The organism is Undibacterium sp. Tian12W (assembly GCF_049339405.1).
Lineage (GTDB): Bacteria > Pseudomonadota > Gammaproteobacteria > Burkholderiales > Burkholderiaceae_D > Undibacterium.
This window is the reverse complement of record NZ_JBMPPK010000015.1, coordinates 128,838-153,354: the sequence shown is the minus strand read 5'-3', so window position 1 is coordinate 153,354 and position 24,517 is coordinate 128,838. Positions and strand designations below refer to the sequence as shown.

16 protein-coding genes are annotated in these 24,517 nt (G+C 51.8%); 6 read left to right on the top strand and 10 right to left on the bottom strand.

Annotation, left to right across the window (positions count from 1 at the left end):
• Nucleotides 1-329: 329 nt before the first annotated feature.
• From ACO0LI_RS19695 to ACO0LI_RS19685, 3 genes are read right to left on the bottom strand one after another with little or no spacing between them, the layout of a single operon-like run.
• Nucleotides 330-1,391 carry an MBL fold metallo-hydrolase gene (locus ACO0LI_RS19695; RefSeq protein WP_423034704.1) on the bottom strand — a complete coding sequence of 354 codons (1,062 nt, stop codon included), beginning with the start codon at nucleotides 1,389-1,391 and terminating at the stop codon, nucleotides 330-332.
• A gap of 33 nt (nucleotides 1,392-1,424) precedes the next feature.
• Nucleotides 1,425-2,189, bottom strand: a complete 765-nt coding sequence (locus tag ACO0LI_RS19690; RefSeq protein ID WP_423034702.1) for a hypothetical protein — start codon at nucleotides 2,187-2,189, stop codon at nucleotides 1,425-1,427.
• Nucleotides 2,190-2,224: 35 nt separating this feature from the next.
• Nucleotides 2,225-3,352, bottom strand: a complete 1,128-nt coding sequence (locus tag ACO0LI_RS19685) for a zinc-binding alcohol dehydrogenase family protein (RefSeq protein ID WP_423034700.1) — start codon at nucleotides 3,350-3,352, stop codon at nucleotides 2,225-2,227.
• A gap of 124 nt (nucleotides 3,353-3,476) precedes the next feature.
• Between ACO0LI_RS19685 and ACO0LI_RS19680 the strand changes: the two genes are divergently transcribed.
• Nucleotides 3,477-4,436 (top strand): AraC family transcriptional regulator, encoded by a 960-nt coding sequence (locus ACO0LI_RS19680; RefSeq protein ID WP_423034698.1) that lies wholly within the window; start codon nucleotides 3,477-3,479, stop codon nucleotides 4,434-4,436.
• Between the two features lie 246 nt (nucleotides 4,437-4,682).
• On the opposite strand, the gene ACO0LI_RS19675 is transcribed toward ACO0LI_RS19680, so the two are convergent.
• Complete coding sequence (locus tag ACO0LI_RS19675; protein ID WP_423034696.1) at nucleotides 4,683-6,251, bottom strand: sensor domain-containing diguanylate cyclase; 1,569 nt, start codon at nucleotides 6,249-6,251, stop codon at nucleotides 4,683-4,685.
• Nucleotides 6,252-6,749: 498 nt separating this feature from the next.
• Nucleotides 6,750-6,944, bottom strand: coding sequence for a hypothetical protein (locus tag ACO0LI_RS19670; protein WP_423034694.1), 195 nt, complete (start codon nucleotides 6,942-6,944; stop codon nucleotides 6,750-6,752).
• A gap of 11 nt (nucleotides 6,945-6,955) precedes the next feature.
• On the opposite strand from ACO0LI_RS19670, the gene ACO0LI_RS19665 reads away from it, so the two are divergent.
• Nucleotides 6,956-9,772, top strand: a complete 2,817-nt coding sequence (locus tag ACO0LI_RS19665; RefSeq protein WP_423034692.1) for a choice-of-anchor Q domain-containing protein — start codon at nucleotides 6,956-6,958, stop codon at nucleotides 9,770-9,772.
• Between the two features lie 4 nt (nucleotides 9,773-9,776).
• On the opposite strand, the gene ACO0LI_RS19660 is transcribed toward ACO0LI_RS19665, so the two are convergent.
• On the bottom strand, nucleotides 9,777-10,109 hold the full coding sequence (locus ACO0LI_RS19660; protein ID WP_423034690.1) for a hypothetical protein: 333 nt from the start codon (nucleotides 10,107-10,109) through the stop codon (nucleotides 9,777-9,779).
• 298 nt (nucleotides 10,110-10,407) lie between these two features.
• Here ACO0LI_RS19660 and ACO0LI_RS19655 point away from each other — a divergent pair, with 298 nt between their 5' ends.
• Nucleotides 10,408-13,605, top strand: a complete 3,198-nt coding sequence (locus ACO0LI_RS19655; protein WP_423034688.1) for a diguanylate cyclase — start codon at nucleotides 10,408-10,410, stop codon at nucleotides 13,603-13,605.
• A gap of 189 nt (nucleotides 13,606-13,794) precedes the next feature.
• Here the strand turns inward: ACO0LI_RS19655 and ACO0LI_RS19650 are convergent, their stop codons facing one another.
• Nucleotides 13,795-15,873 (bottom strand): hypothetical protein, encoded by a 2,079-nt coding sequence (locus tag ACO0LI_RS19650; RefSeq protein ID WP_423034686.1) that lies wholly within the window; start codon nucleotides 15,871-15,873, stop codon nucleotides 13,795-13,797.
• A gap of 269 nt (nucleotides 15,874-16,142) precedes the next feature.
• Here ACO0LI_RS19650 and ACO0LI_RS19645 point away from each other — a divergent pair, with 269 nt between their 5' ends.
• The 3 genes from ACO0LI_RS19645 (at nucleotide 16,143) to ACO0LI_RS19635 (ending at nucleotide 20,217) form a co-directional block, all read left to right on the top strand.
• Nucleotides 16,143-17,174, top strand: a complete 1,032-nt coding sequence (locus ACO0LI_RS19645; protein WP_423034684.1) for a hypothetical protein — start codon at nucleotides 16,143-16,145, stop codon at nucleotides 17,172-17,174.
• Nucleotides 17,175-17,320: 146 nt separating this feature from the next.
• Nucleotides 17,321-18,109 (top strand): substrate-binding periplasmic protein, encoded by a 789-nt coding sequence (locus ACO0LI_RS19640; RefSeq protein WP_423034682.1) that lies wholly within the window; start codon nucleotides 17,321-17,323, stop codon nucleotides 18,107-18,109.
• Nucleotides 18,110-18,531: 422 nt separating this feature from the next.
• On the top strand, nucleotides 18,532-20,217 hold the full coding sequence (locus ACO0LI_RS19635; RefSeq protein WP_423034680.1) for a chitinase: 1,686 nt from the start codon (nucleotides 18,532-18,534) through the stop codon (nucleotides 20,215-20,217).
• 113 nt (nucleotides 20,218-20,330) lie between these two features.
• On the opposite strand, the gene ACO0LI_RS19630 is transcribed toward ACO0LI_RS19635, so the two are convergent.
• From ACO0LI_RS19630 to ACO0LI_RS19620, 3 genes are all read right to left on the bottom strand, one after another.
• Nucleotides 20,331-21,389 carry a cupin-like domain-containing protein gene (locus tag ACO0LI_RS19630; protein ID WP_423034678.1) on the bottom strand — a complete coding sequence of 353 codons (1,059 nt, stop codon included), beginning with the start codon at nucleotides 21,387-21,389 and terminating at the stop codon, nucleotides 20,331-20,333.
• A gap of 113 nt (nucleotides 21,390-21,502) precedes the next feature.
• Nucleotides 21,503-23,491 carry a glycosyl hydrolase family 18 protein gene (locus ACO0LI_RS19625; RefSeq protein ID WP_423034676.1) on the bottom strand — a complete coding sequence of 663 codons (1,989 nt, stop codon included), beginning with the start codon at nucleotides 23,489-23,491 and terminating at the stop codon, nucleotides 21,503-21,505.
• 334 nt (nucleotides 23,492-23,825) lie between these two features.
• A complete protein-coding gene (locus ACO0LI_RS19620; protein ID WP_423034674.1) occupies nucleotides 23,826-24,410 on the bottom strand; it encodes a metal-dependent hydrolase in 585 nt (194 codons plus the stop codon).
• Nucleotides 24,411-24,517: the final 107 nt, after the last annotated feature.

Below are 24,517 nucleotides of genomic sequence, written 5' to 3'. Positions count from 1 at the left end.
AGCGCACACAATTATTTTATGATATTTCTGATTGATTTTCCTTTCAATATGTGGCGGATTCACCATTTTTTTGTTAATTTTTGCGGCATGGCATTCAAGGAGTTTTCAAGGTCTTGTGTAGCCTGTAGTCCAGCATTTGTTTTTTGGATGATTCAATTGATTTTACAAAGACGGGTCAGCGTGATTAGTTAATTAATGGCTATTAAAAATGAAGATTCCAATGGCTAGGATAAGTAATTTCGGATTGTAGTATAAATAACGCCTGGCTCGGGTAGTGGTCAAATCTTCACTGATTTACACACACTTATTCTTTCAAAAAAACTCGTGTCTCATTTTGCTTGACTAAGCACTGTTGCGGACTTTAGTTTGAACCTGGTCGTGCTCCCTTCTCCCAGAACTGCAAATTCACTCGCCATTACTTTCTTATTTTGCAAAGCTGATTGCAAGTCTTTTACCGGTTGATCGATACCTTCATTGGTCAGCTGGAAAGTACCGAAATGCATGCCTATACTTTGTCTGGCTCCCAAGTCCAGGTGTGCTTGCACAGCTTCTGCCGGATCAATATGTACCTGCTTCATGAACCATCTTGGCTCAAAGGCACCAATGGGCAGCAAGGCAATATCGGGCGGGCCAAAGCGTTCTTGTATCGCCTTGAAATGGGGTGAATACGCGGTGTCGCCACCAAAGTAAAGGCTGTGGCCGTTAAAGGAAAGATGGTAACTGCCCCACAAGCTGCGGTCCCTGTCAAACAGGCCGCGGCCAGAAAAATGCGCAGCGGGTGTCAGGCTCAGTTTCACGCCCGAAGCAAGCGGGTGGCTTTGCCACCAGTCCAACTCAACGACCTGCGTCACGCCATTATCTTCTAATAACTTTTTATTACCGAGCGGGACAAAAAATAGCGGGTGAAAGCGCCCTTCTAATTGCTTGAGTGTGTCAAGATCCATGTGATCATAATGATTGTGGCTGATGATGACGACATCAATTTTTGGCAAATCAGCGAAAGCAATGCCTGGCTGACGGTGCCGTTTGGGGCCGATCCAGCTTAAGGGGCTGACGCGCTCCGACCAGACCGGGTCGGTCAGCAAATTCATGTGCTGTGTCTGGATAAGCACGCTGGCATGATTGACAAAGGTAATGGCAACTTCATCCCCAGCCAGTTTGTCATGCATATGCAGTGCCGGCGCATTGTCGACCTGGTCTGGCCAGTGCGCAAAATCAAATGCAAATAAGACTTTAAGCCCATCCCACAAGCTGTTACCTGCCGGATCAGCTGGATTAAAAAACCTGCTGCCATCATAGTGATCTGATTTGGGATAATGCTGCATGGGTGCGCATCCTGCCAACTGGAGCAAAAAGATGCCAAGAATAAAACGGGTAATGATGATCTGCATATTTTTACCTTACCAAAAACACTGTCCACAATTTCATGAACGCACTTGCAGTGCAGTGGCGCTTAAACGCCACCACGCAAGCACATAGCTTGTAGTGAGAACGATGAATACCACATAGCCTGCCTTTGCCGGAAAATAGGCAGGAAGCCAGGAGGCGATCAGCCCGAAGGCCGGTATGAATTGCTGTGCATGCACTCCAAGAAAATGCGCTGGCCGGACATCGCCCTGCACATGCCAGCCCACCAGTGGCAAGCCTTTACCGGGTGCGGGTTGACGCGCACCCAGCATGAAGCCGCTGACAGTTGCCAGTACAAAAGTCAACATCAAACCCGTGACGATGGCGATCAGCGTGAGCGACACTGCTGGCCCGCTACGGTGCGCCCAGATGACCCAGGCCAGCCAGACCTGGCTGGCCGTCAGGCACACCGCCATAATGCCCATCAGCGCCGCCATGGCCGCATGCAGAGCGTCTGAAGTATTGTAATGCGAAGCCTGCCCCAGGCTGGCCTGCAAGCTGATGTAAGCCACTTCAAAGGTCGATGTACTGACGATGAGCACAGCAATCCAGTAAAACCAAGGCAAGGCCGCTGGTGTCACCTCAGCCATCTGCATCAACCCTGCGCTGGTCATGGCAAACAGCGCCGTGGCCGACATGAATTTCAGCGGCTTGACCCAGACGCCAACGCCACGAAATGTACGCCTGTCAAAGTGCGACCAGCCCCAGGCCACCACCATGCCTACGCCCATCATCAGACCGTACATCAGCAACACCTGTTGCGCATCTTTGAGTGATGTCATACATGAACCTCATATCTGCGTTGATGATACCCACTTTACAGCGAAATCACGATCTTGCTGGCTGACACGCCTTTTCTTTGCATGTCCAAACCGGCCTGCACATACTCCAGCCCCTTCCCGATGACATGCGGCGAAGGCGCGGCAACAAAGATGCCCTGCGCTAGCGCTGCTGGCAAAAAATCCCTATAGATAAGTTGGCTGACTTCATTGGCGATCAGCGATGTGCCAAAAATGGCCTTGGTGCGTATACCGCGCAAGCGCGACTTGATTTGCATCGACAGCATGAACGCAACAAGCCTTGGCAATTGAAGCAGGAACTGTAGCTTGAGGTTGGTTCCCTTTGTCATCTTCTGGAAAGACACTGGAAACGTCGCCATCGCCACAAATTTATTGCCCTTGCAGGCATGCACAATATCAAGACAGGCTTCCATCGAACCCATGCCTATCGCCATTGCACCTGCCAGGATTTTGCCATTGCAAGCCTGGATGATATCCGTGACAACGCTGTCGCTGCGATAATCAAAGACCTGGCTGGCACCGAGTTTTCTGAGGTAATCAAAGTTCTTTGCCGAGGCAGTGGCAATCACCTCATAACCAGCAGCAACGGCCAGTTGTATGGCATTACAGCCCACGCTGGTTGAACCACCCCAGACCAGCACGGTTTGTCCGGTGGCTTTGGCTTGTTTGGCAGTGGCAGAAGGATGCAGGAGCGCCATCTGATCTTTTTCAAACAGACCGCAGGCGGCTGTGGACAAACCGAGCGGCAGAACCGCCGCGCTTTCATACGACATGCTGTCGGGAATGGCGTAGGCCATATGTTCAAGAACGACAGTGTAATTCTGGAAAGCGCCTTCGGCGGCGCGGTTGCGCTTGGGATCAGACCCCACGGCATGCGCCAGCACCCGCTGCCCAACCTTGAAACGGCTGACATTCTTGCCCACTTCCACTACCTCGCCCGCCAGGTCAGACCCCAGGATAAACGGATATCTGATCCATGAAAACACCAGCTCACCCGCATTTTGCAATATCCAGTCCAGCGGATTGATGGCGATGGCATGGTTTTTCACCACAATCTCGTTGTCGCCGGGCGGGATGTAACTGGCAGGCTGTACCGCCAGATCAGCGCGCTTCGATAATATCCATGCCGCAGTATTGGTCGTCATTCATGTCCCCTGAAATAAGTACTGATCGCCCATCACGGGCAAGAAAGGCCAGATGATAGGCGCTTGTGCAGGGATCATCCATGCTCTATAGTCCGGCTTATCTTTGCTATCGTCCGGGAACGTGATGGACCCACTTTCAGATGTCTTATCCCTGCTTAAGCCGCGCAGCTATATGTTTCGCGGGCTGGACGCGGGTGGTCAATGGTCACTGTATTTCAAAGCCATGCAAGGCATACGCTGCTATGCTCTGCTTGAGGGCGAATTCTGGCTCAGCGTGGAAGGCTATCCTGAACCCATCCATTTAAAAGAAGGCGATTGCGTACTGCTGCCTGGCGGGCAACCCGCCAGCCTGGGCAGCGACCCGGCTTTGCCCGCGGTTGATGCCAGCAAGGTATTCCCCACGGCAAAAGAAGGGGGCATCGTCACCTACAACGGCGGGGGCGATTGTTATGGGCTGGGCGGCTATTTTGAATTTGCCGGAAGACATGCCAGCGTGCTGCTGGGCATCTTGCCGGCGGTCGTACATATTCGTAAAGAATCCGATAAAAAAGCCTTGCGTGGTTCGCTGGAACAAATCATGCAAGAATTGCGCGAGCCCCAGCCTGGCGGTTCATTGATCGCCCGGCACCTGGCCCACCTCATGCTCATCCAGGCGCTCCGGCTGTTTCTGGCGAATGGTGCAGAAGGGGCTGCAGGGGCTGACGCAGCCGGCGGCGTAGGCTGGATTTATGCACTAAGCGACAAACAGCTCAGTGCCGCCATCCATGCCATGCATGAAGACCCTGCCCGCAAATGGACCTTGCAAAGCCTGGCAGAACGTTCTTGTATGTCGAGATCAACCTTCGCTTTGAAATTCAAAACACTGGTGGGCGAATCGCCGATGGATTACCTGACCCGCTGGCGCATGCTGCTAGCCGGGGACCGGCTGATGAATACCAGCGACTCCATATCCGTCATTGCCCCTTCACTGGGCTACGAATCTGAAAGCGCATTCAGCACAGCCTTCAAACGCGTCATGCAATGCTCACCACGGGAATACAGCATGAGTCAAACGGAGCTCAGTAGATCTTCGGGTCTCTGCTGAATTTTCTTAACATATCAAACTATTCGGACTGACGGAAAATCGCCCCAGCTACGTTGTAGCTCGCCTCCTGGGAGCCGCGTACTAAAGTACTGTCTTCATCGCTTAAGGCATAGTCTTAATGAACAGTCCACGCAAGTGACGCACTGGTTTTTCTATTGATGTTTCATCTACTTTATTCAAGCTTTATAGAAAGTCCCCGCGATAAGCACCTGTCCGGCACGGCATATCAATATCATGATTTTCTATTCACGCTGTTTTCGTCAGGCTCTCATTGCGGCAAACACGGTTACGCCCAGTTCTTTTTGCAACATATAGTGCCATATCGGCAGCCTCGATCAAAGCAACCGGTTTGTTTAATTCTCTCAACGGGATAATCGCCTCCACTCCAGCGCTGACCGTTACTACGCCCGTCGCATTGCCGGCGTGGGGCATGGCGAGCTTTTGAATTGCAAGACGAATATTTTCTGCAATCAGTAGAGCACCCTCGACGTCAGTCGCTGGAAGGATCACTGCGAATTCCTCACCACCATAACGGGCGATAAGATCACCTGCCCGACGCTGGCAGGATTTGGCGGCCTGGCTTATTTCTTTGAGACATTCATCTCCTGCTACGTGGCCATAAATATCGTTATACCTCTTGAAGTGGTCAACATCGAACATAATCAACGCCAGGGAACTCGAATTCCGGATTGCGCGATTAAACTCTTCTTCCAGGATGATGTCGAAATTGCGCCGGTTGGCCAATTCAGTTAATGCATCCTGCAGTGAAAGCCGTTCAAGAGCCAGGTTCAGGCGCTGCATGGCATCTTTTGCAGCAGCGCTCTCTGCTTCTGCATCAACACGCAGCTTGATTTGTCCTACAAGATAAAATCCGACTGAACTCAAAACCAGCACAAGTATCCCCACCCCAGTTGAATGCAAATAAGTATCCGCCAGCCATTCTGCAAGAATTTCTTGTTCTGATAAGGCTGCAGAGGCAAACAAGGGATATTTATCAAGGTGACGGAAACTGTTCAATCGTTTTACGCCATCCTGCGCAGAATTTACGGTGAATATCCCAAGCGCTTTAGAGCGGCTCTCTTTAAAAACGGTGGTATTCACCATGCTCTTGCCGACGGAGTCAGCCAACAAAGGCCGACGCGTTACCAAAACAGCACGTTCCATGACTAAAACGATTGCCCCATTTTTTCCGAGATTGAAGCTGTCGTAAAATTTATTGAAATAATCAATATCGATGGACGCCAGGGCGACACCTGCAAAGCTGCCATCTGCATGATTGATACGGCGAGACACTGTCATGATCCATGCGCCGCTGGAACGACTTTGTATAGGCAATCCTATATATGGCTTGTCTTCCTGATGGGTGCGGTGATAAATAAAATAGTCGCGGTCCGCATTGTTGACGTTCTCAGGCATCGCTGGCAATGAATTCACTAGCCATCGCCCGTTTTCGTTATAAACAAACAAGCCTTTGAGCTGTGTTAGTTGTGAAGTTCTGCGCACGAGCAATTTGTGCAGGCGCTCCAACGCAGGTGCAGAGGTGCCATCCGTCTGAATACGCTCAACAATGCCTAGCAGGGCAGTATCGGCTGCCTTGATCGTATCGTCGGCATGTTGCGCTATCGCGCGCGCCATATTGGCTGTGGAAACCTCGGCTTCTTGCAACTGATTTTTCCTGGCTGTCCAGCTTCGCCATCCGTCCATGAAGATAAGCGACAGACAAACCAGCATGACGAACCCCAACACTAATCCAGTAAGTGAAGCTTTCTTCACCCTTATTCCGATGATCTTGGTGGATTGTGAGGGATCAATCATGCATATCCAGGAGAAATATCCGTACTACTGTCATTTTTAACTCGCCAAACAGTCAGCTTTGCTTTTTTATTCTAGCTTCATGAATATACCAGAGCTGGAAAATACAATTGTTGATAACCGTCATATATTCACGAAGGCAAGATGCACATACGTGCGATAGATCTTAAATAGATCACAATAGCTCACTACTGCAAATAAGAACGATTCAACTTTTTTCTTTATGCCCTATCCATCTCGGCAACGGGCATGATCAACGACGGCATGGTTACCCAGCATGCCTCAGTTTCTGGAGATCGTCGTCGGCATTCAAGCTAAAGCTATGTCATTCCCTTGGCATGGCGAACTACCATCAAGGCAGTTGACCACGTATTTGCCAGTCTTGATATTGATTTGTGCAAGCTCGACCAAACTGGCATGGTCAAATCAGCAAACAAATGTGTGAAGACATTTCAACGTGCTGGCCGACATCCAGCGCAAGCAACAGAAAAATCGACATTGTCATTTCACCCCGCGGTTTTCGTCTGACTCTTCATTCTCCACTATCCAGTTTCCATCAATCCTGTGGTTACCAATTGTAGATTTTGGTAACAAAAAATCATTACGATTGTGAATAAATGCTAAATCTGCCAGCATTTGCTTTTGTTGTTGACCATGACAACGCCCAGCCTGTTTTGCCAGGAAGCGCTCTTTCAAAAGGTACAGTGATGTATAAAATTCGCAAGTCGGGATGGATGTCATGGATGCTACAAGCCAGCGTAGTTGCCCTGCTCAGTGCGTGTGGGGGCAGTAACAATAGTGCGGTTTCAACTGCGTCGCAAACACAGACATCGAACCCGCCACCGGCGACTGCCGACGGTTCTTTCCCGCAGAATGTATTGGCACCAACGACAAAGACCGCTTCATCCTTGAGCGCGAATACTGCGAAGGGACTCGCATCCAGCAGCCCCGCACCGCAAATCTTGTTTACCGATACCTTAAGCGCGCCGACCACTGGTGGGGAAAACAACCAGGGTGGCTATCTTTCCATCTTCGGCAAGAACTTTGGCTCTGCCAGCGACCTCGGTACGAATACCAGGGTGTATATCAACGATAAAGAAGTGGCCAACTACCGTTATCTCGGCAATGCAAAATCAAGCGCAAAAACTGGATTGCAGCAAATCACAGTGCAGGTAGGCTCGCTTGAGGGTGCGCCGGCAGGCGGCGCACTGCCTGTCAAGGTTGTATATAACGGCGCCTCTTCAAATACCGACAATAACTTTACCCCCACTTCTGGCCGGGTACTTTTTGTTTCCCTCTCAGGTTCCGACACCACTGCGGTAGCAAACAATATTGCCAAGCCCTGGCGCTCACTGCAAAACATGAGCACGCTCAAAGGTGCCTACTTTGCCATGCAGGCGGGCGACCAGCTTGTGGTACGAGGCGGTGCCTGGCATGACACCAACGGCCAGGATAAAACATGGATGCGTTTTGGTGGCGGCATCTATGCCAGAAACGGCAGCCCCGCTGCATGGATACATATCACGGCCTACCCTGGCCCGGTCAATGGCAACGCGATAGAAGATGTGCATTACACGACACCAGTTGGCGCATCAGGCGGTATCTCTGGCCCTTGGTCAGCCATCGCAGGTTCTACCGGTGAATACATCTCGGTATCGAACCTGAGGATGGATGTGGCAGGCGGCGCCAGCCGTGATGCTGCACCTGTCAACTTTCAATACACTGCGGGCCCATGGCGCGTGGTCAACAATGAGCTGGGCCCCTGGATCGCCGGTAATTCTGCCACGCTCAATGCAGCAGGCGTATCTGGCCACGGCAAGGGCAACCGGGTACTCGGCAATAACATCCACGACATCGCCGGCACATCCGAGCTGCAAAACCATGGTATCTATGCAGACACCACGGCACAAGACTGGGAAGTTGCCTATAACTGGATACACAATATCACCGGCGGCTCAGCCGTGCAGTTCAACGACAACGAAGGTGGTGCAGGCTCTTACACACTGCCGCACGGCGGCATCTGGCAAGGCTTTACCGGCATACGCATACATCATAACTGGCTGGAAAACGCCGCGAAATACGGCATCAACTTCAATGACCAGGGAAGCACGCACAAGGGTACATATGAAGCCCAGAGCTGGAATAATGTCATCACCGGCACCAAGCTCTACCCGATACGTATCAACTCAACAGCCACGATACAAAACATGTGGTTTGCCTACAATACGGTGTATAACGCCATGACTGGCGCATCAGGAAACAAAGCCTACGTCATGGACGAAGGCTTTGGCAGCGGCGCGGGCATACGCAACAAGTTCTACAATAATATTTTTGCCTTTGGCCCTGACACCCAGCCTGGTACGACCTGGCTGATTGACTACAGCACACCATCCACAACCACCAGCTACGACTTCAAACAAAACCTGTACTTCAGCAATGGCCAGACTGCGCCAACGCCAGGCACACTGGGCGATAACCTGGCCATCTCTGGCAACCCGCAGTTCAAGAATGCAGCATCGGCAAACTACACTTTGCTGGCGACCAGCCCGGCAGTAGATGCCGCGACACAGCCCGGTATTTTTGCAGTCAATGACGACATCAGCAATACCGCTCGTCCGCAAGGCAACAGCAAGGACATCGGTGCATTTGAACTCAGCGGTGCTGTAGTACCTATTCCTACTCCAGTAAATGGCATGTGTGGTACTGCCAACGGCCAGTCGTTCAGTGCAGCACCAAGCAGCCAGCTTTGTTCATCAGGCATTGCCTCGCTGGTTTCAACGACCAACACCGGCTGGGCCTGGAGCTGCTCTGGCAGCAATGGGGGCACAACGGCAAGCTGCAGTGCAAACCTGGCGAGCAACCCTGATCCATCAACTCCACCAAGTGTGCGTCAACAATACTCTGGCGTGATCACAGCGGGAACGAGCAGGCATCAATTGCCCAGTACGGTATCGGCAGGCAACTGGATACTGGTGACCGTGGGTATAAACAATAATGCACTTGGGGTGTCAGGCACATTGTCCGACAATCAGGGGCATGCCGATATCGGCTCTTTCACATCGTTGGGACGTATTTATGTAGATGGAATGGGTACCGACCTGTATGCGGTAAAGGCCACGACATCAGGGACATACACATTGTCCGTAGGCATCCCCAACCAGGGCAGCATACACGTGGTGGAAATTCAGAATGCAGACACTGTGAATTTGCTGGATGCTCCTTTGACAACCAGCGCAGGCCCACGCTTTGCATCTACCGCGTTGTCTTCTCCAACACAGACCAGCACAAGAGCGAATGATCTCGTGCTTGCGCTGATTGATCTGGGCATAGGCAATGCCATTCCCTTCAGCCCGAACGGATCATGGCAATTGGTGAGCCCTGAAGCAGGCACTTATATTACTTCGCGTATCTATGAACAGCGCCCGGCCGCTATTGGTGCATTTGGCATTTCTGGCACGGTCGGTGGCAGTGGCGCCGGTTACCCTGGCTGGGAAGCAGCGCTTATTGTGATCAAGGGACAGTAGCTATTTACACCCTGGCGACGAGCGAGCATGGTATGTTTTCAATCATTGTGCAAAGCAATTTCCCTGATAGGGGTTTGAATCTTTCTATGCCAGCAGCGCTATGTGCAAAATACTCCAGCACATCCTGGCAGATGGGCACTGCCAATGCCTTCCGCTGCGAAATGCGCGAAAGCAAGGGACAATCAACAGCCACGGCTCCAGTCGTATAGTTGATCATGCGCAGCGATACCCACGCCGGCATGGTAAAGGCATCACCGTCCATCCGAACGCAGCCATCCAGCTTGTGGCTGACCTTAACTTCTGTTGAATGCGATATGTCTTCCAGGTTATGCGCCACGATCTGATGCCGGGATGTTTTAAGAAGCCTGTGTGTCAACTCCAGCCAATAATGTTACTGAATATGAAAACCCTCCTTCATGTTGACACGCATAAGACTTATGGGTAATTTGATGTTAGCCGCGCCTGCCGTCTTTGCTTATCACAATAGATACGCTACCCTTAATTCCAAGAAGCATGTACGCCTTAAGTATTTACGAAGCACTCTTTAATATTTGTAATCTTTAATATTTATTTGGTTTTGCTTAAGTATTGCTCTTATCTGCACTGGCAAATAAGCCTGGGACTACCCTCTATCTATGGAATTCACTAGCGAAAAACTTTGTCGGCATAGCTTGAAGTCGCAGCTTGCAAAGACCATTCAATATGTCTTTGGCATCATTGCTTTTTGGGTGTTTTTGCTCAACGCAAACGCATCATTGCCGTTGCCAAAGGCAAACCTTGATGCGTCTTCCCTGGTATCGCGGTGGTCGTCACTGTCGGATACGGTGTTCCGCAACTTTAGTGTTGGCTATGGGCTGCCTCACCCAATTGTCACCGCCATTGCGGAAGATGGCGATGGTTTCATCTGGGCAGGCACACAAGATGGCCTGGCCCGATGGGACGGCTACCGTTTTCGTGTTTTCGGACCAAACCCTCTTGACCCCAACACTTTGCCAGACAACTTTATTTCAGCGTTGCACACTGATCGCCAGGGACTGCTCTGGGTAGGTACTGGCAGCGGTGGACTTGCGCGCTATGACCGTGACAATGATCGCTTCATCCGTTACCCATCAGGCGGTGCCAATGGATTGAGCGATGTCGCGATCAGCAATATCACCGATGACGACGCAAAAGGTATGTGGATTACAACTAACGGCGGGTTGGATCATCTCGACCAGAACACAGGTGCAATCAAGCATATTCCTCTCGGTCCGACGGATGCCAGTCCGCTGGAACGTGTAAAGGCAGGTGCTGCCCTGCACGACAGCCGCGGCAACTTGTGGGTCGGAACTAATAAAAATTTGCTGCGCCGTGAGCGTGGCGGCAAGCACTTTGTACCTGTCACTCTGACAGCGGATGCAAATGCGCCACAGCCAGCAGTAAGGCATCTCTACCAAGGCAGTGACGGCCATATTTGGGTCGGGACTAAAAACAGTGGTGCATTTGTCCTGGACCCGGTGACCGCAAAAGTGGTCGTGGTAACAGAGTCGGGCCCTACAGTGTCGCTATTGTCCTCCCAGGCGATTGATGCCATCGTCGAAGTACATCCCGGAGAAATCTGGCTAGGCACCCACGGACATGGCATTGTGGTGGTTGACACGGCAACCATGCATACCCGCAGGCTGGGTCATGACCCAAAGCTCGAAGCAAGCTTGAGTCACGACAATGTATGGGCAATGCTACATGATCGCGCTGGGCAGGTCTGGGTGGGCACTAATCACGGCCTCGGCCGGCACGACCCTACTCAGACTGCCATTCTCACGCTTTACGGTGATTCCAGCCGTCCGAATGGGATTTTCGATTCTGATATTGAATCTCTTTTGGTTGCCAGTGACAGGCGAATCTGGCTCGGTTTTGGCATTACGGGAATGGATGCTATCGATCCTGAACTAGGGCGTGTTACCGCCTTGCGCCCCGATCCAACCAAACCAAAAACAGCCTTACCACATAGCATCATCACTTCTATGGTCGCGGTGCCTGAAGGCGATATCTACGTTGCCACACTGTACGGTCTATATCGCCTTGATCGTGACGAAAAAAACCTGACCCGCGTTGACTTGCTGCAAAATAAAGCCATACTCAGCATACGAACACTCAGGGTGGATGGCAAGCGCTTATGGATCGGCACCCAATCAGACGGTTTGCTGACCCTGGATTTTGCCGACAAGGCAGCCCTTGGCGTTCGCGCAGAATATACCAGGAATTTGACGGATCAACGAATACTTGTCATAGAGGGCGGCAAACCTGGTTCATGGTGGATCTGCACACGAAATGGTCTGAATCTCCTTGACTCGCTTCATCAGACAATCGAACGCATTTTACCTGATGCCACTGATCCAAAGTCGCTGTCAAACGGCTATGTATCAACGGCATTGACCGATTTGCAAGGACGGTTATGGCTTGGCACCCAGGGCGGCGGAATCAACGTTCTCGAATCCCGCAATGCAGAAGGACGCCCACTTTTTAAAAGACTGGGTATCAAAGAAGGATTACCGAACGCAAATATCAACAAATTGCTGCTTGATGGCTCCGGTAATATCTGGGCCAGCACCGATAAAGGCCTGGCCGTTGTCGATGCACGGACTTTTGCCATCCGGGCACTCCAGAGCGCGGATGGCGTTGCCATCCCTACCTACTGGAACGATTCAGGGGCGGTGACCACTCATGGGGAATTGCTATTCGGGGGTTTAGGTGGCTTGACCGTGGTGCGCCCAGAATTGGTGAAAGCGTGGACTTACCGGCCACCTGTCGTCGCTACCGATGTCCGGCTCGGCGGCAAGCTTGTGCCGTCGGGGCGATTCAATGGGCAACTGGCAACGCAAGATAGTGAGCCACTCATTATTACTCCCGAAGCCAATAGCGTTGCGGTCGAATTTGCCGCCCTCGACTACACAGATCCCGAACGCAATCGCTATGCCTACCGGCTTGAGGGATTCGAAGAAGACTGGGTTGATACCGACCCCTCGCGGCGAATTGCCAGCTACACAAACCTGCCACCGGGCAAATATACGCTACATGTGCGCGGCGCCAATCGTGCAGGCATGTGGACCGAAAAAACGCTCGATATTCCGATTCGTGTGCTGCCTGCGTGGTATCAGACATGGCTATTTCGAATAGCAATTCTGCTTTTAGCTATCCTGTTTGTCTGGCAGTTAGTCAAGTCCCGCACTGCTCAGTTGAACAAAGCTAAACACCATTTGGAAAGTCTGGTCAACCAGCGCACTGAAGAACTGTTCAGGAGCAACGAGAAACTGACTCAACAGGCCTTGCAACTGGAGTTACTGGCATTTCAGGATACATTGACTGGCATTGCAAATCGCAGGCGTTTTACAGAGCGCTTCGACTTTTTTAGCGAACTGGCCAATCGCAATAAAACTGGCTTTACACTGCTGCTGATTGATCTTGATAAATTTAAAGCCATTAATGATACTTACGGGCACGACGCCGGTGACGCTGTCCTGGTTGCCACGGCAAGACAATTAACGCTCGCCACACGCGCTGTCGATGTGGTGGCCAGGCTGGGCGGTGATGAGTTTGCAGTGCTTCTGGAGTCTTGCACAACAGAAGAAGCAATAAGAATGGCATGTGAACGAATTATGCAGATGTGCCGTGTACCTATCGCTTTTTCTGACATGCAATTCACCGTGTCGATGAGTATCGGAGCCTCAGTTTTCGGTATTGATGGGAGTAAGCAGGCAGAACTCTATGCGGCTGCCGATCTTGCGCTATACGCAGCTAAAAGGGATGGCCGCAATACCTGGCGTATGGCAGGAAAAGCGGGGCAGCAGGAATGAGGGTTCTGTTACATGGGCAAGCGCCTTTGCAACAGCTGTGACTTACTGCAGATGACCAAGTGCGTCGTGGTTTCATGCAAAGCGGTATTTCAACAAGTCCGCCAGCGCGAACAGCGATGCTTGACAGATTGCAATGAACAAGTGCTGCGGCAAAGCCGCCGCACTTGTGATTGCGCATCATGAAGCCAGCTATTTCGTGTCAACCGTTCCATCGCCATACTCTTCTATCGCAGGGTCGAGATTTTCCGGTGCATGAAGTATAGCCGGTCCTCTGGAACATGCCTGCCGGATAAGGTATTCCGTCAAACCTTCTGCCCGCACTGCGGGTGGAATTGTCGCCCGCATTTCGCTTAACAATTCTTCAGTCGCTCTGACTATCCATTCCACGCTGCGATACTTGGGCGAGACAATCTGTATGTTTTGCGAATCAGTCTGGTCAAAGAAGCCGTGCTGCAGTTTATGTCTGACGTAAGAGAGCGCTGTGATGCCGGGTATGGTGCGTTGCTCCAGATAAGCCTGTTTGCCTTCTTCATCATAACGGACGACGATGTCGGGGAATTCATAACCCTCATCTTCCAGCAGTGCTTCGCTGACGATTGCTGGCAATAGTGGTCTGGCATCTTCATGCCCGACTTCAAACAACAGAATTTTCTTGAGCTTTTTCATTTCCTTTTGCTCTTCTGTATCTGTCTTTTGAATGGCAATCGTCGGAAAATATTCACGGATAAAAGCATTGGATTTACTGATCAACTCATCCCTGCTGACTTCAGGTTTATGTTTGAAAAATCTGTCATCCATATCCATCATCTTCCAGGCATGGTTCAGGTCATGGATCAGGAATTCGAGTGGAGATTGCCAGAATTCATCGACATACACAGGCTCGGTTGATACGCCAATAAAATACACCGGCGTACCGCGTATTTTCATGAGATCAGTCGCAGAGATATTATCGAAACTGGGGATGATGATGACCTCTGGCAAGCGCCGCATCAGTTCTTCATAGCGGTACCAGTATTTCTTTTGGAAATGCGTACTCAAATTCTTTTCAGTGCGGCAGGCTACATCAAAAAATCCTACGGCCTCAAACAAGATGCGCAAGGTCGGTTCATACGGGCACATCGCGCCATTCTGTATCGTGACGTGGTGCAGCTTGTGCAGTAACTGATCGCGCATGAAAGCCAGTGCTGCGTCGTTGCGGCATTTTTCCTCCATCGCCGGGAGTGTCATCTGGCTGCGGAAATATTCGACAACGGGCAATAATTCCAGCACAGGTGTATTCAGGCTATTGTGGTTCTGTTCAAAGCGCTGGCGCAATTCTCGGTATAAATCTACCGGTTTTTTCACCCATTCGCGTATCCACTCATGATGTGAAACACCCTGCGTCCTGCTGAAATTTTTCGCGACCAGCGCTGCGGCTATCTGCTTGTGGTGGCCAAAGGCGAACGAGCCTTCTTTTGCATACGGCGTTGTCATCACACTCTCGGGCAACCACCTGCCGTGTACACCTTTGGTATCGGCAATTTCAACGAGAAACCCCAGCGTATCGACAATATGACGCGGGTCAGAGGGAACGGCAATTTCTTTCAGATGGTCGCGATAACTGTGCGTCACCGTCCTGTCCATGTAGATACGGGCTTCATTGCTGGTTGCACTCTTCACTTCATCGCGGACAAAATAGTATTTGCGCCCATCTTCTTCTGCAATGCCGTATTCTGGTGCCAGGGATGCAAACACCTTGCTGCCAGTGACCCGCAATGCGGCGAAAATATTGGCGGGAATGCCGCTCGCATTTTGCTCATCTTCATCCTGCAACAGCCCACCGGGCAGCGCAATGCCTTCAGGAAAAATCGTGCGGTCCAGGACCAGAAATTCGCGGCCATGTTGCCCTTCCCGCATAACCAGCACATCAACCGTCTTGCGCACCATGATGCCCTGATCTATGCGCTGCCTGGCCCCGGTTTTAAGCTGCTGATCCGACACCAGGGCTTGCACCACTGCTGATTGAGGGTCCAGATCCAGGTATTTGCCTATGCACTCTTGCATGTAGTTCTTGCGGGCCGGGTCACGCAGGCGATGGAACCAGTAAATCATGTACAACAGCGATTCGGCATACAGACTGGCGGGAAAGCTTTGCGTATTGAGATGCACGGCGTGCTTGTCAAGCAGGTCGATAACGGTATCCACGACCTTGTCTGCCTGCACATCCGGGAGCGGGGTGGAAGTTTGTGCGCTCGTCTCAGGCGCAGGCGCAGATGTATTCAATGTCATATTGTTTTCCCTAAGGAGTTCTCAGATGTAGCGTGTTCGCATGAAACATGTCTGTATTGACCTCTGACACTAGCAGAATTGATGCATGTTCTCATATTGCCATTAAATCATAATGGAAACCGACTATCATACTGCTTGAACTATGCGGCAAGGCAAATCTCGCCGCATCCGGGATTTGAAAAATACTAAACACACCGAGAAAGCCAGGTATGGTCCACTGCGCCGGGAAATACTATAAAAAATCAAGCAGCCTCATCCTCAGCATATTCATGCTTGTGTTCACAACGTCATGCTGGGCAGAATCACTCACTCTCGCTGGCAAAATAGGTACATCGCCTGTTGTTATGGAACTCAATTTGAATAAGGGACATGTGCAGGGCCGTTATTTTTATCGCAGGCATTATCTAGACCTCGCTCTTGAAGGTCAGTTGCGTGACGACGGTAGTCTTGCCTTGACAGAAGTCTCTGCAAACTCCACTGCAGCGAATGCTGAAATGGTATTGCGACCAGGCCCCAATGGCAAATGGCAGGGGAGCTGGAAAGCCCATGCGCGCCCTGCTACCCTATTTGTGCAGTTGTCGCCCTTAAAGACACTTGCCAGCTCTGTAACTGGACCAGGCGCCTATGAACATGAACGGCTGCAAGGCCTGCCGCTGCGTCGTGACCATGCTGAAATGGTAGCAGATAAAAAATTGCAATGGTGGGTAGAGCCCGTATCCGGAGTCAGGACGTTTCGTTTTGACAGTGGCTATGATGCCATCGTCCTGACGAAACTTAATGCACGGTTAGCACAAGAACAGTCCACTGCCATTACCGCTTTTTTCGCTTGCCAGCTCGATTATTCGCGCCGTTATGGCCCTGAGCAAGCCGCTGATTTCAGCTTCAGTGCTGAGCCACGTTTATTAACGACAACGCTGGTAAGTCTGCGCTTTAGCACGGTAAGCACTTGCAACAGCGGCGGATTGCTTATCCATGGATCAAGCATGAATGTCCAGATTCCTGGCCTGAGTGAACTTGAGCTTGCACAACTGATTTGGGGTGGGGATAAACCAGCCGCAGTGGACCAGTCTGCACTTTCCAGCTGGATCGCAAATGCCATGCAAAATCTCCACGGCAGCGACATGGCCGACCTCAGAGAGCGATGTGCCGCCAAGGATCAAGATATCTGGCGCCAGCCTGCATGGTCACTAACAGCAGCAGGAGTCATGCTGGAGCCTGTCTTTTCACAAAACAAGCAAGGGCCATGCGGTGGAGAATGGCTTTTGCCATGGACCATGTTCAAGTTTAAGCCAGGGCGTTAACGGGCGACGGTGGCTGGCCCCGTAAAGTCTGCGTTGAAACTAGCCGAGACATCAGGTACGCTGGCGTACAATGTCAAAAAAGCCTCTCCTGAGCCTGGCTGTGGCAACAATCAGGGGGCGCATAAAATATAAAATGGAGGCGTTACGTGGCTGCTTTCGCATTGATGAGCATCAAAGGCACACGCTGCTTTATTCTGTGCATGGCGTCGCTGTTATTTTTTGCCTGCCCCGTCAATGCGCAAAGCCTGATCAGGATTGCTGCGCAAGAGGCATCTGCCCCCAAATTCATCCCCATACTGCAAGATGGCAAACCCGCGGTTGGCGGTGTATGTGTCGATATCATGCGGGCCATAGAAGCGGTGGAGCCTGGCATCAAATTTGTCGGTGACCAGAACTGGTTGCCGCTGGTCAGGATACTGGGCGGGCCTGTCGATGCGATTTGCGGGATACTGCATACCAAAGAACGTGCCCAGCTCTACGACTATATTGATACGCCGGTTATTTCAGTCAATTACCTGCTGGCCGTGCGCGCCGACGACGACATACAGGTATCAGGCTGGGATGACATACGCAAGCTCGGCAAGGATGGCATTATCCTGTCCATGCACAACTATGCCATCAATGAGCGTTTGAAGAGTCTCGGTGGCCTGCAGGTTGATTCCAGCGCCGTCTCATCCAAGTCCAACCTGAACAAATTGCTTGCGCGCAGGGGTCGCTTTTATTGTCACCGCTCGCCCGGCATCGTTGCAGAAATAAGGCAGGCAGGGCTGGAAGGCCAGATCAGACTGCTACCCAAGGTGATGCTGAAAGATGAGCTTTACATGGTACTGTCAAAAACCCTGGCAGTGGAAGATGCGAGGAAAATCAGGGCGGCAATCATCTTGCTTGAGCGTCAGGGTACATTGGCGAAATTATTTGAAAAGTATCAAGAGTGAGCCCGTGCCTGTGCCTTTTTCTGCGCCTTTTCCTGCACCTTTACTGGCCTGAATAAGCAGGCTTGCTCTGCCCCATCGCATACAGTTTTGCATCTGCATGCGACATCTCCTGACCCAAGACCACTCCTGCAAATTAAATACACTAATACCACTATCGTAAATCGCCATGGCTGGTCTGATCATTGCCTGGCAAAAGCAGGGCATGCCGTATTTACCTGATTCTTATTTCCATTGCATCTTGTTGCCTTCCAGCTAAGTGGTATTTAAGTGGCAAGATAAAAACAAAACCAGTTGACGTCCAAATTCAAGGCCTACATGCTTGAATCCTGAGCGCTTGTCTGCAGCAAGGGCAAGCGTATCAAGAATGTATCTGGGGGAATAAACACATTTTCTGAATTCACAAAATCACGGGGGAGACGGCAGTGGAAAATACAACTTTAAGAAACCTGATTCAAAACATGCTGGTGTGTGCGACGAGCGGTAGTTTGCTGGTTGCATGCGGTGGTGGCAGTGGTAGTGCGGCAGGCAACGGGCAGACAAACACGCCGCCACAGGCCCCGCCGGCAGTGGCTTCAACAGCCTGCTATGCGGCATGGGATGCAGCAACAGCCTACAACGGCGGTGCCCTGGTCAGCACCGGTGGTAATAATTATGTGGCGAACTGGTGGACGCAAAATGAAAACCCCGCGACCAATAGCGGTGCGTCTGGAAGCGGCAAACCCTGGACAGGCAAAGGCGCTTGTGATGCCACGCCAACGCCTACCCCAACACCAACACCAACACCAACACCAACACCCACTCCAACGCCCACACCCACGCCTACGCCAACCCCAACGCCCACGCCAACACCGACGCCTACTCCCACACCAACCCCGACGCCGAGCTGTTCTGCCTATGTCGCCGGTGCCCAATACACCGCTGGAAAAGTGGTCAGCAATGCGGGTGGCTTTTATCGTTGCGATGTAGCAGGCTGGTGTTCTACCGGTGCATCGGCTTATGAGCCTGGTGTAGGCTGGGCCTGGACTAGCGCCTGGACATCAGTCACATCAAGTGCCTGCCCTACGCCGACACCTACCCCAACGCCTACTCCGACACCAACACCGACGCCTACGCCTACGCCTACCCCCACACCAACTCCAACACCGACTCCCACGCCAGTCCCTGGTCTGGCCAAGCATGCGCTGGTCGGTTACTGGCACAACTTTACGAACCCTAGCGGTAACACTTACCCTATCGCACAGGTCAGCAATGACTGGGATGTGATTGTCGTTTCGTTTGGTGACAATGCAGGCGGTGGCAATGTGAGCTTTACGCTGGACCCAGGTGCCGGTAGCGAGGCGCAGTTTATTGCAGACATCAAGACCAAGCAGGCGCAAGGCAAAAAAGTAGTACTGTCACTCGGTGGCCAGAATGGTTCAGTCTCGGTGGGCTCTGATGCAGAGGCGACCAACTTTGCCAATAGCCTGTACGGCATCATCAGCAAATATGGCTTTGATGGTATCGATCTTGACCTTGAAAACGGTGTGGCGCAGGGTGCAGCTATCCAGACTTATCTGCCAGTCGCCGTCAAGAAACTGAAGGCCAAAGTCGGGGCGAATTTCTACCTGTCGATGGCACCGGAATGGGTCTATGTGGAAGGTGGCTTTACTTCTTACGGTTCGATCTGGGGTGCCTACATCCCCATCATCAATGCGCTGCGCGATGAGCTGACTATCCTGCATCCGCAGTATTACAACAATGGCGATATCTATACACCTTACCAGGCTGCACCACTCAGGGCAGGGTCGGCAGACCAGCTGGTGGGCACGGCAAAAATGCTGATTGAGGGCTTTACCTATGGCGGCAATACCTTTGCCGGCTTGCGCCCTGACCAGGTTGCTTTTGGTGTGCCGTCTGGCCGTAGTTCAGCCAATTCCGGCTTTACCACTTCGGCAGACGTCAGCAATGCGCTGAACTGTTTAACCAAGTTGCTGAACTGTGGCACCATCGTCCCCAAACAGGCTTACCCTGGTTTCAGAGGGGTCATGACCTGGTCTATCAACTGGGATAAACATGACGGCTACAACTTCTCCGCGCCGACCAAGGCTGTCTTGAAAACCTTGCCTTGATGTAGAAATGCCTTGCCTGTCAGATGACAGGCAAGGTATGGATAGCTGATACAAAAAAACTGCGCTCCGGCATTTGCCGGAAGCGCAGTTTTCTTCTTATGAAAGACTGTTGATCAGAAGTCGTGATTGGCCGGGTAATTACTGAAGAAGTCATTATCCCAGCGAAAATTTGTCGCAGCGATAGTGACAGAAATATCCAGTGATTCTACAAAATGCCACCATCCCACAGGCAGGAATAATATCTCGCCCGGTTCCAGCACGCATTCAAGCACGGGCACATCCCGCATCTGGGGGAAGCGCGTCAGGTCGATGTTGCGGCCATCAACTGGCGTAAAGCAATGGCGTTCATTTTGCAGTCTGGCGAGGTGGCATGGCGCGATGAGTTTGATGCGCTTGCGACCCATGATCTGCATCATGAAATTATTGGTCAGATCATGGTGGAAAGGCGTAATCGTGCCCGCCGGGCCAAACCAGAAAAAGCCCTGCTTGCCCTGATCGGTCTTCAGATACCCTGGCAAGGAAGGCACGTCTTCCCACAGTTCATTGAGTGCCTTGCGGTTGCTGGAATCATTATTCGCGGTCATGTACATGTCATTGCTATGGCCGTTTTTTTCCACCAGATCGACATACTCACCAAAGCGCATCTGGCGTTTGTGGGCGATGCTGTTCATTTCATAATTGGCGTCGCTATTGCGGCCAAATTGCACTTCTACCTGACGCTCGGAAAAATGTTCACGGAACCAGGCCAGGTTCCAGCGGCTACGCGCCGGGCAATCATCGAGCATGCCGGTAATGATGACGGGACGATTTTTCTGATAATAATCACGCAAAAACTGTTCACCAGATAATTGATGTTGACGTTGCAGTGCCAGCGGCGCTATCTGATCGAGTTTGGCAGTGATGGCCAACACCCAGTCACGCTTGTCGAGCCGGTTCTTGAGTCTTTGCACGCCCTGGAAATAAGGGCTGGACAAAGCCGCGCTGATTTCCAGCCTGGCAATATGCAGGCTGAAGGAATTTTGTTGCAAGACATTTTCCAGTGTTGCCGGATGCGCACCGAGCAGCAGATTTTCTGCGATCCAGCGGCGCCATTCATCGCTCATGGACTGAGTTGCATGATTTGACTGAGTTGCCTGCTTTGTCTGCGCATGCAAACCGAGTTGTGCATTCATTTGCTATCCTCTCGCTGAAAAAACTGCGGATGTGATTGATATACACATCACATCCGCAACCCTACATTGTGACAGTCCACCTGAGATGAACTATAACATTTCACTCCTCAGATTTACCGCCCTTTCCAGACTTCGCTACCCAGAGTACCGCTGGCATCACCATCCAGTTCCCAAGTAAATGCGCCACGCAGGTTCTGGTCGCGCACATACTTCATTTTAATGGCAATGACAGCCGGATCATCATAACTCCACCATTCGCCATTATTGGTCAACAGCATCAACTGCTTTGTCACCGGGTGCAGGGTGCGCGTACCGGTCTTGTTCTTCAAGACCTTGTAGTCTTCTATCCCTGCCTCATAAGTGGCCGGTGCAGCTCCACCGGTTGCCTGATACAGCCCATTGCCATTTGGCCCGGCACTGACGCCTTTCCAGCCACGCCCGTAGAATGGAATGCCCAGCAAGATTTTATTGCGTGGCATTCCAGCCGTGACCAGCGCCTGGATCGCATCATCACTATTGTACTTGGCAAGCACACCCGTGGATGGGTCTGCACTGTCATGGTACAGCGGTGAATGGAAGTTGGTGGTGTTTTCCCAACCGCCATGGAAGTCATAGGTCATGACATTCACCCAATCCATGTACTGGCTATACAAGGCAGGTTCGGTCTGGGCGATCTTTTCAGTGCCTGCACCTATTGCTGCTGTCAATGCATAACGCTTGCTGTCGAGAGCCCCTTGCGCATCGAGTTGCGCGCGGAATTCTGCCATCAACAAAGTGAAGTTATGTTTGTCATTGGCAGCATCAAAAGTGTTGTATGGCTGCCCGCCACCGCCTGGATATTCCCAGTCGATGTCGATACCATCAAACACACCTTTGGCTGCACCGGGGCCGCCACGGCCATCCTGCACCGGCAAATCACCTGCAATGAATTGCTTGACGCAAGACTTCGCCAACTGCTTGCGCAGGGCATCGGTTTTCGCTGCGGCAGAGAAGAACTTCGACCATGTCCAGCCACCGAGTGAGATGAAGACTTTCAGGTTCGGATGTGCGGCCTTCAGCAATTTCAGCTGGGCAAAATTGCCGGTCAGTTTGGCGTCCCAGGGGATGGTTTTGCCATCGACGGTGCGGGCCGGCTGACGCTGGTAATCGGCAAAGGCATCACCACCGGTACCCGCGTCTGCTGGTGCCGGCACGTTATTGCCAGTCTCTGCCTTGGTCACCATGTCGCATTCATAGCCGCCATTTTTTGCATACACATTGCCGAAGGCGTAGTTAATGAAGGTCAGTTGATCAGCGATGCTGGTCTGCACGCCATTGACGGGTGTCTGCGTGGTGTGGATATCTGCCACTTCATAGCCACGGCCATACACACCCCATTGTGCAAAGTAAGAACCAACTTCGCGACCACCGACTGGCGTCGGAGTAGGTGTGGGCGTCGGCGTCGGTGTCGGCGTTGGAGTAGGTGTCGGTGTTGGTGTTGGTGTCGGCGTTGGAGTTGGAGTTGGTGTCGGAGTTGGCGTTGGGCAGGAACTGACAGTCACCGCAGTCCAGGCACTGGTCCAGGCCCAGCCTACACCGGGCTCATAAGCAGAAGCACCGGTAGAACACCAGCCCGCGACATCACAGCGATAATAGCCACCGGCATTGCTGACGACACTGCCTGCCAGATAACTGGTTCCCGCCACATAAGGCGCGCATCCTGATGTAGGCGTAGGAGTGGGCGTTGGTGTCGGAGTGGGCGTAGGTGTTGGAGTTGGAGTTGGAGTTGGAGTCGGCGTGGGCGTTGGAGTCGGTGTTGGCGTGACCGCACTGACTTCCCATGGTCCCCATTGTTCTGTGCCCGGCACATTCCCCTGCGTCCACCATTTGGCTTTATAGGTAACGCCCTGATAAGTTACGCAATTACCCTGGGTATAAACCTGGGTATTGCTCCAGACTGCGCAACTGCTGGGCACTTCTGCTGGCGGCATTGCCATGTGCGCACCGGCCTTGGGTGTATCTGTCAAACTATTGGTGTTGCTTCCTCCACCGCAGGCTGCCAGCATACCGCCGACCAGACTGAGCATGAGGTGATTAATGCGAATTCCAGTTCTATGTCTCATCCTATTCCCCCTGAACTGTTGATAGATAAATGCCCCGGTTTTGTGGGGTCATTTTCGTCGTTCCTGTTTCATTTTGAGCAGAAACTGAGGCAACGATGTTGCTTAAATATCAGGCGGTCAAGTGGTTTTTTTGGAAACAAAATATTGTTACAAAGTAAGAGTCCAATTCAGCGCATCGGGCTTTGGAAATTAAAAACTGTGGGGCGTAAGGATAAAAAAAGGTAAAGCATTTGAGATACCATAACAATACCAATAATTACAATTAATCAAAGTGGTATTACGACCAAATACTAGGTATTGGTTAAAAAATTTACCATGATGCTGGAGTCAGCTATCAGATAGCTGCCAGCCTCCCTCCGGCAAAGACCAGGCCTGACCACATCGTCAGCACCAGCAGGATTTCTGGCATGTAGCTGCGCACAGGCACGCGTCGCACCAGTATCACCATGGCCACCAGCATGGGCAAAAGTAGGCACGCTTCCATGATCAGGTTGCGCCAGAACGCATAACTGACCAGCCCGGTATGTGAGGCCCCTGGCAACAACACCAAGGGCAGGGAAAACTCAGTTGGCACAAACGGCCACAACAAAGGAAGAGCCCGCCCTACCAGCATATCAAGCAAGAGATGCGAGCATGCTGCCAGCAGCAATATCCAGAACCCCGGCATGGCGGGCGATTGCCGCCAGATGCGGCGAACAAGGTAACAAGCAACTGCACCTGTCATCAGGCAGAACAGCAGCGAATGCGTGAAACGCTGTTCATAGCGCAGATGAAAAAACCAGATGCCAAAATAATCAAAGTCAGGTGCAATCGCCAGCAAAACCGGCAGAGCCATACTGACATGCAACCGTGGCCGCTGATCGCTGCGGCAAAAATACAGCGTCAGGCCGGCGGCGACATGGGCCAGCAAAGAAGACATCGGTGAAGGTGGCCAAATGGCAGAGAATAAAGATGCGCCAGCTTAGCCTTGCAGTGTGAAGCCTGTGTGCAGGGAATATGAAGTAGCTGAAAAATTTACAAGCAGAA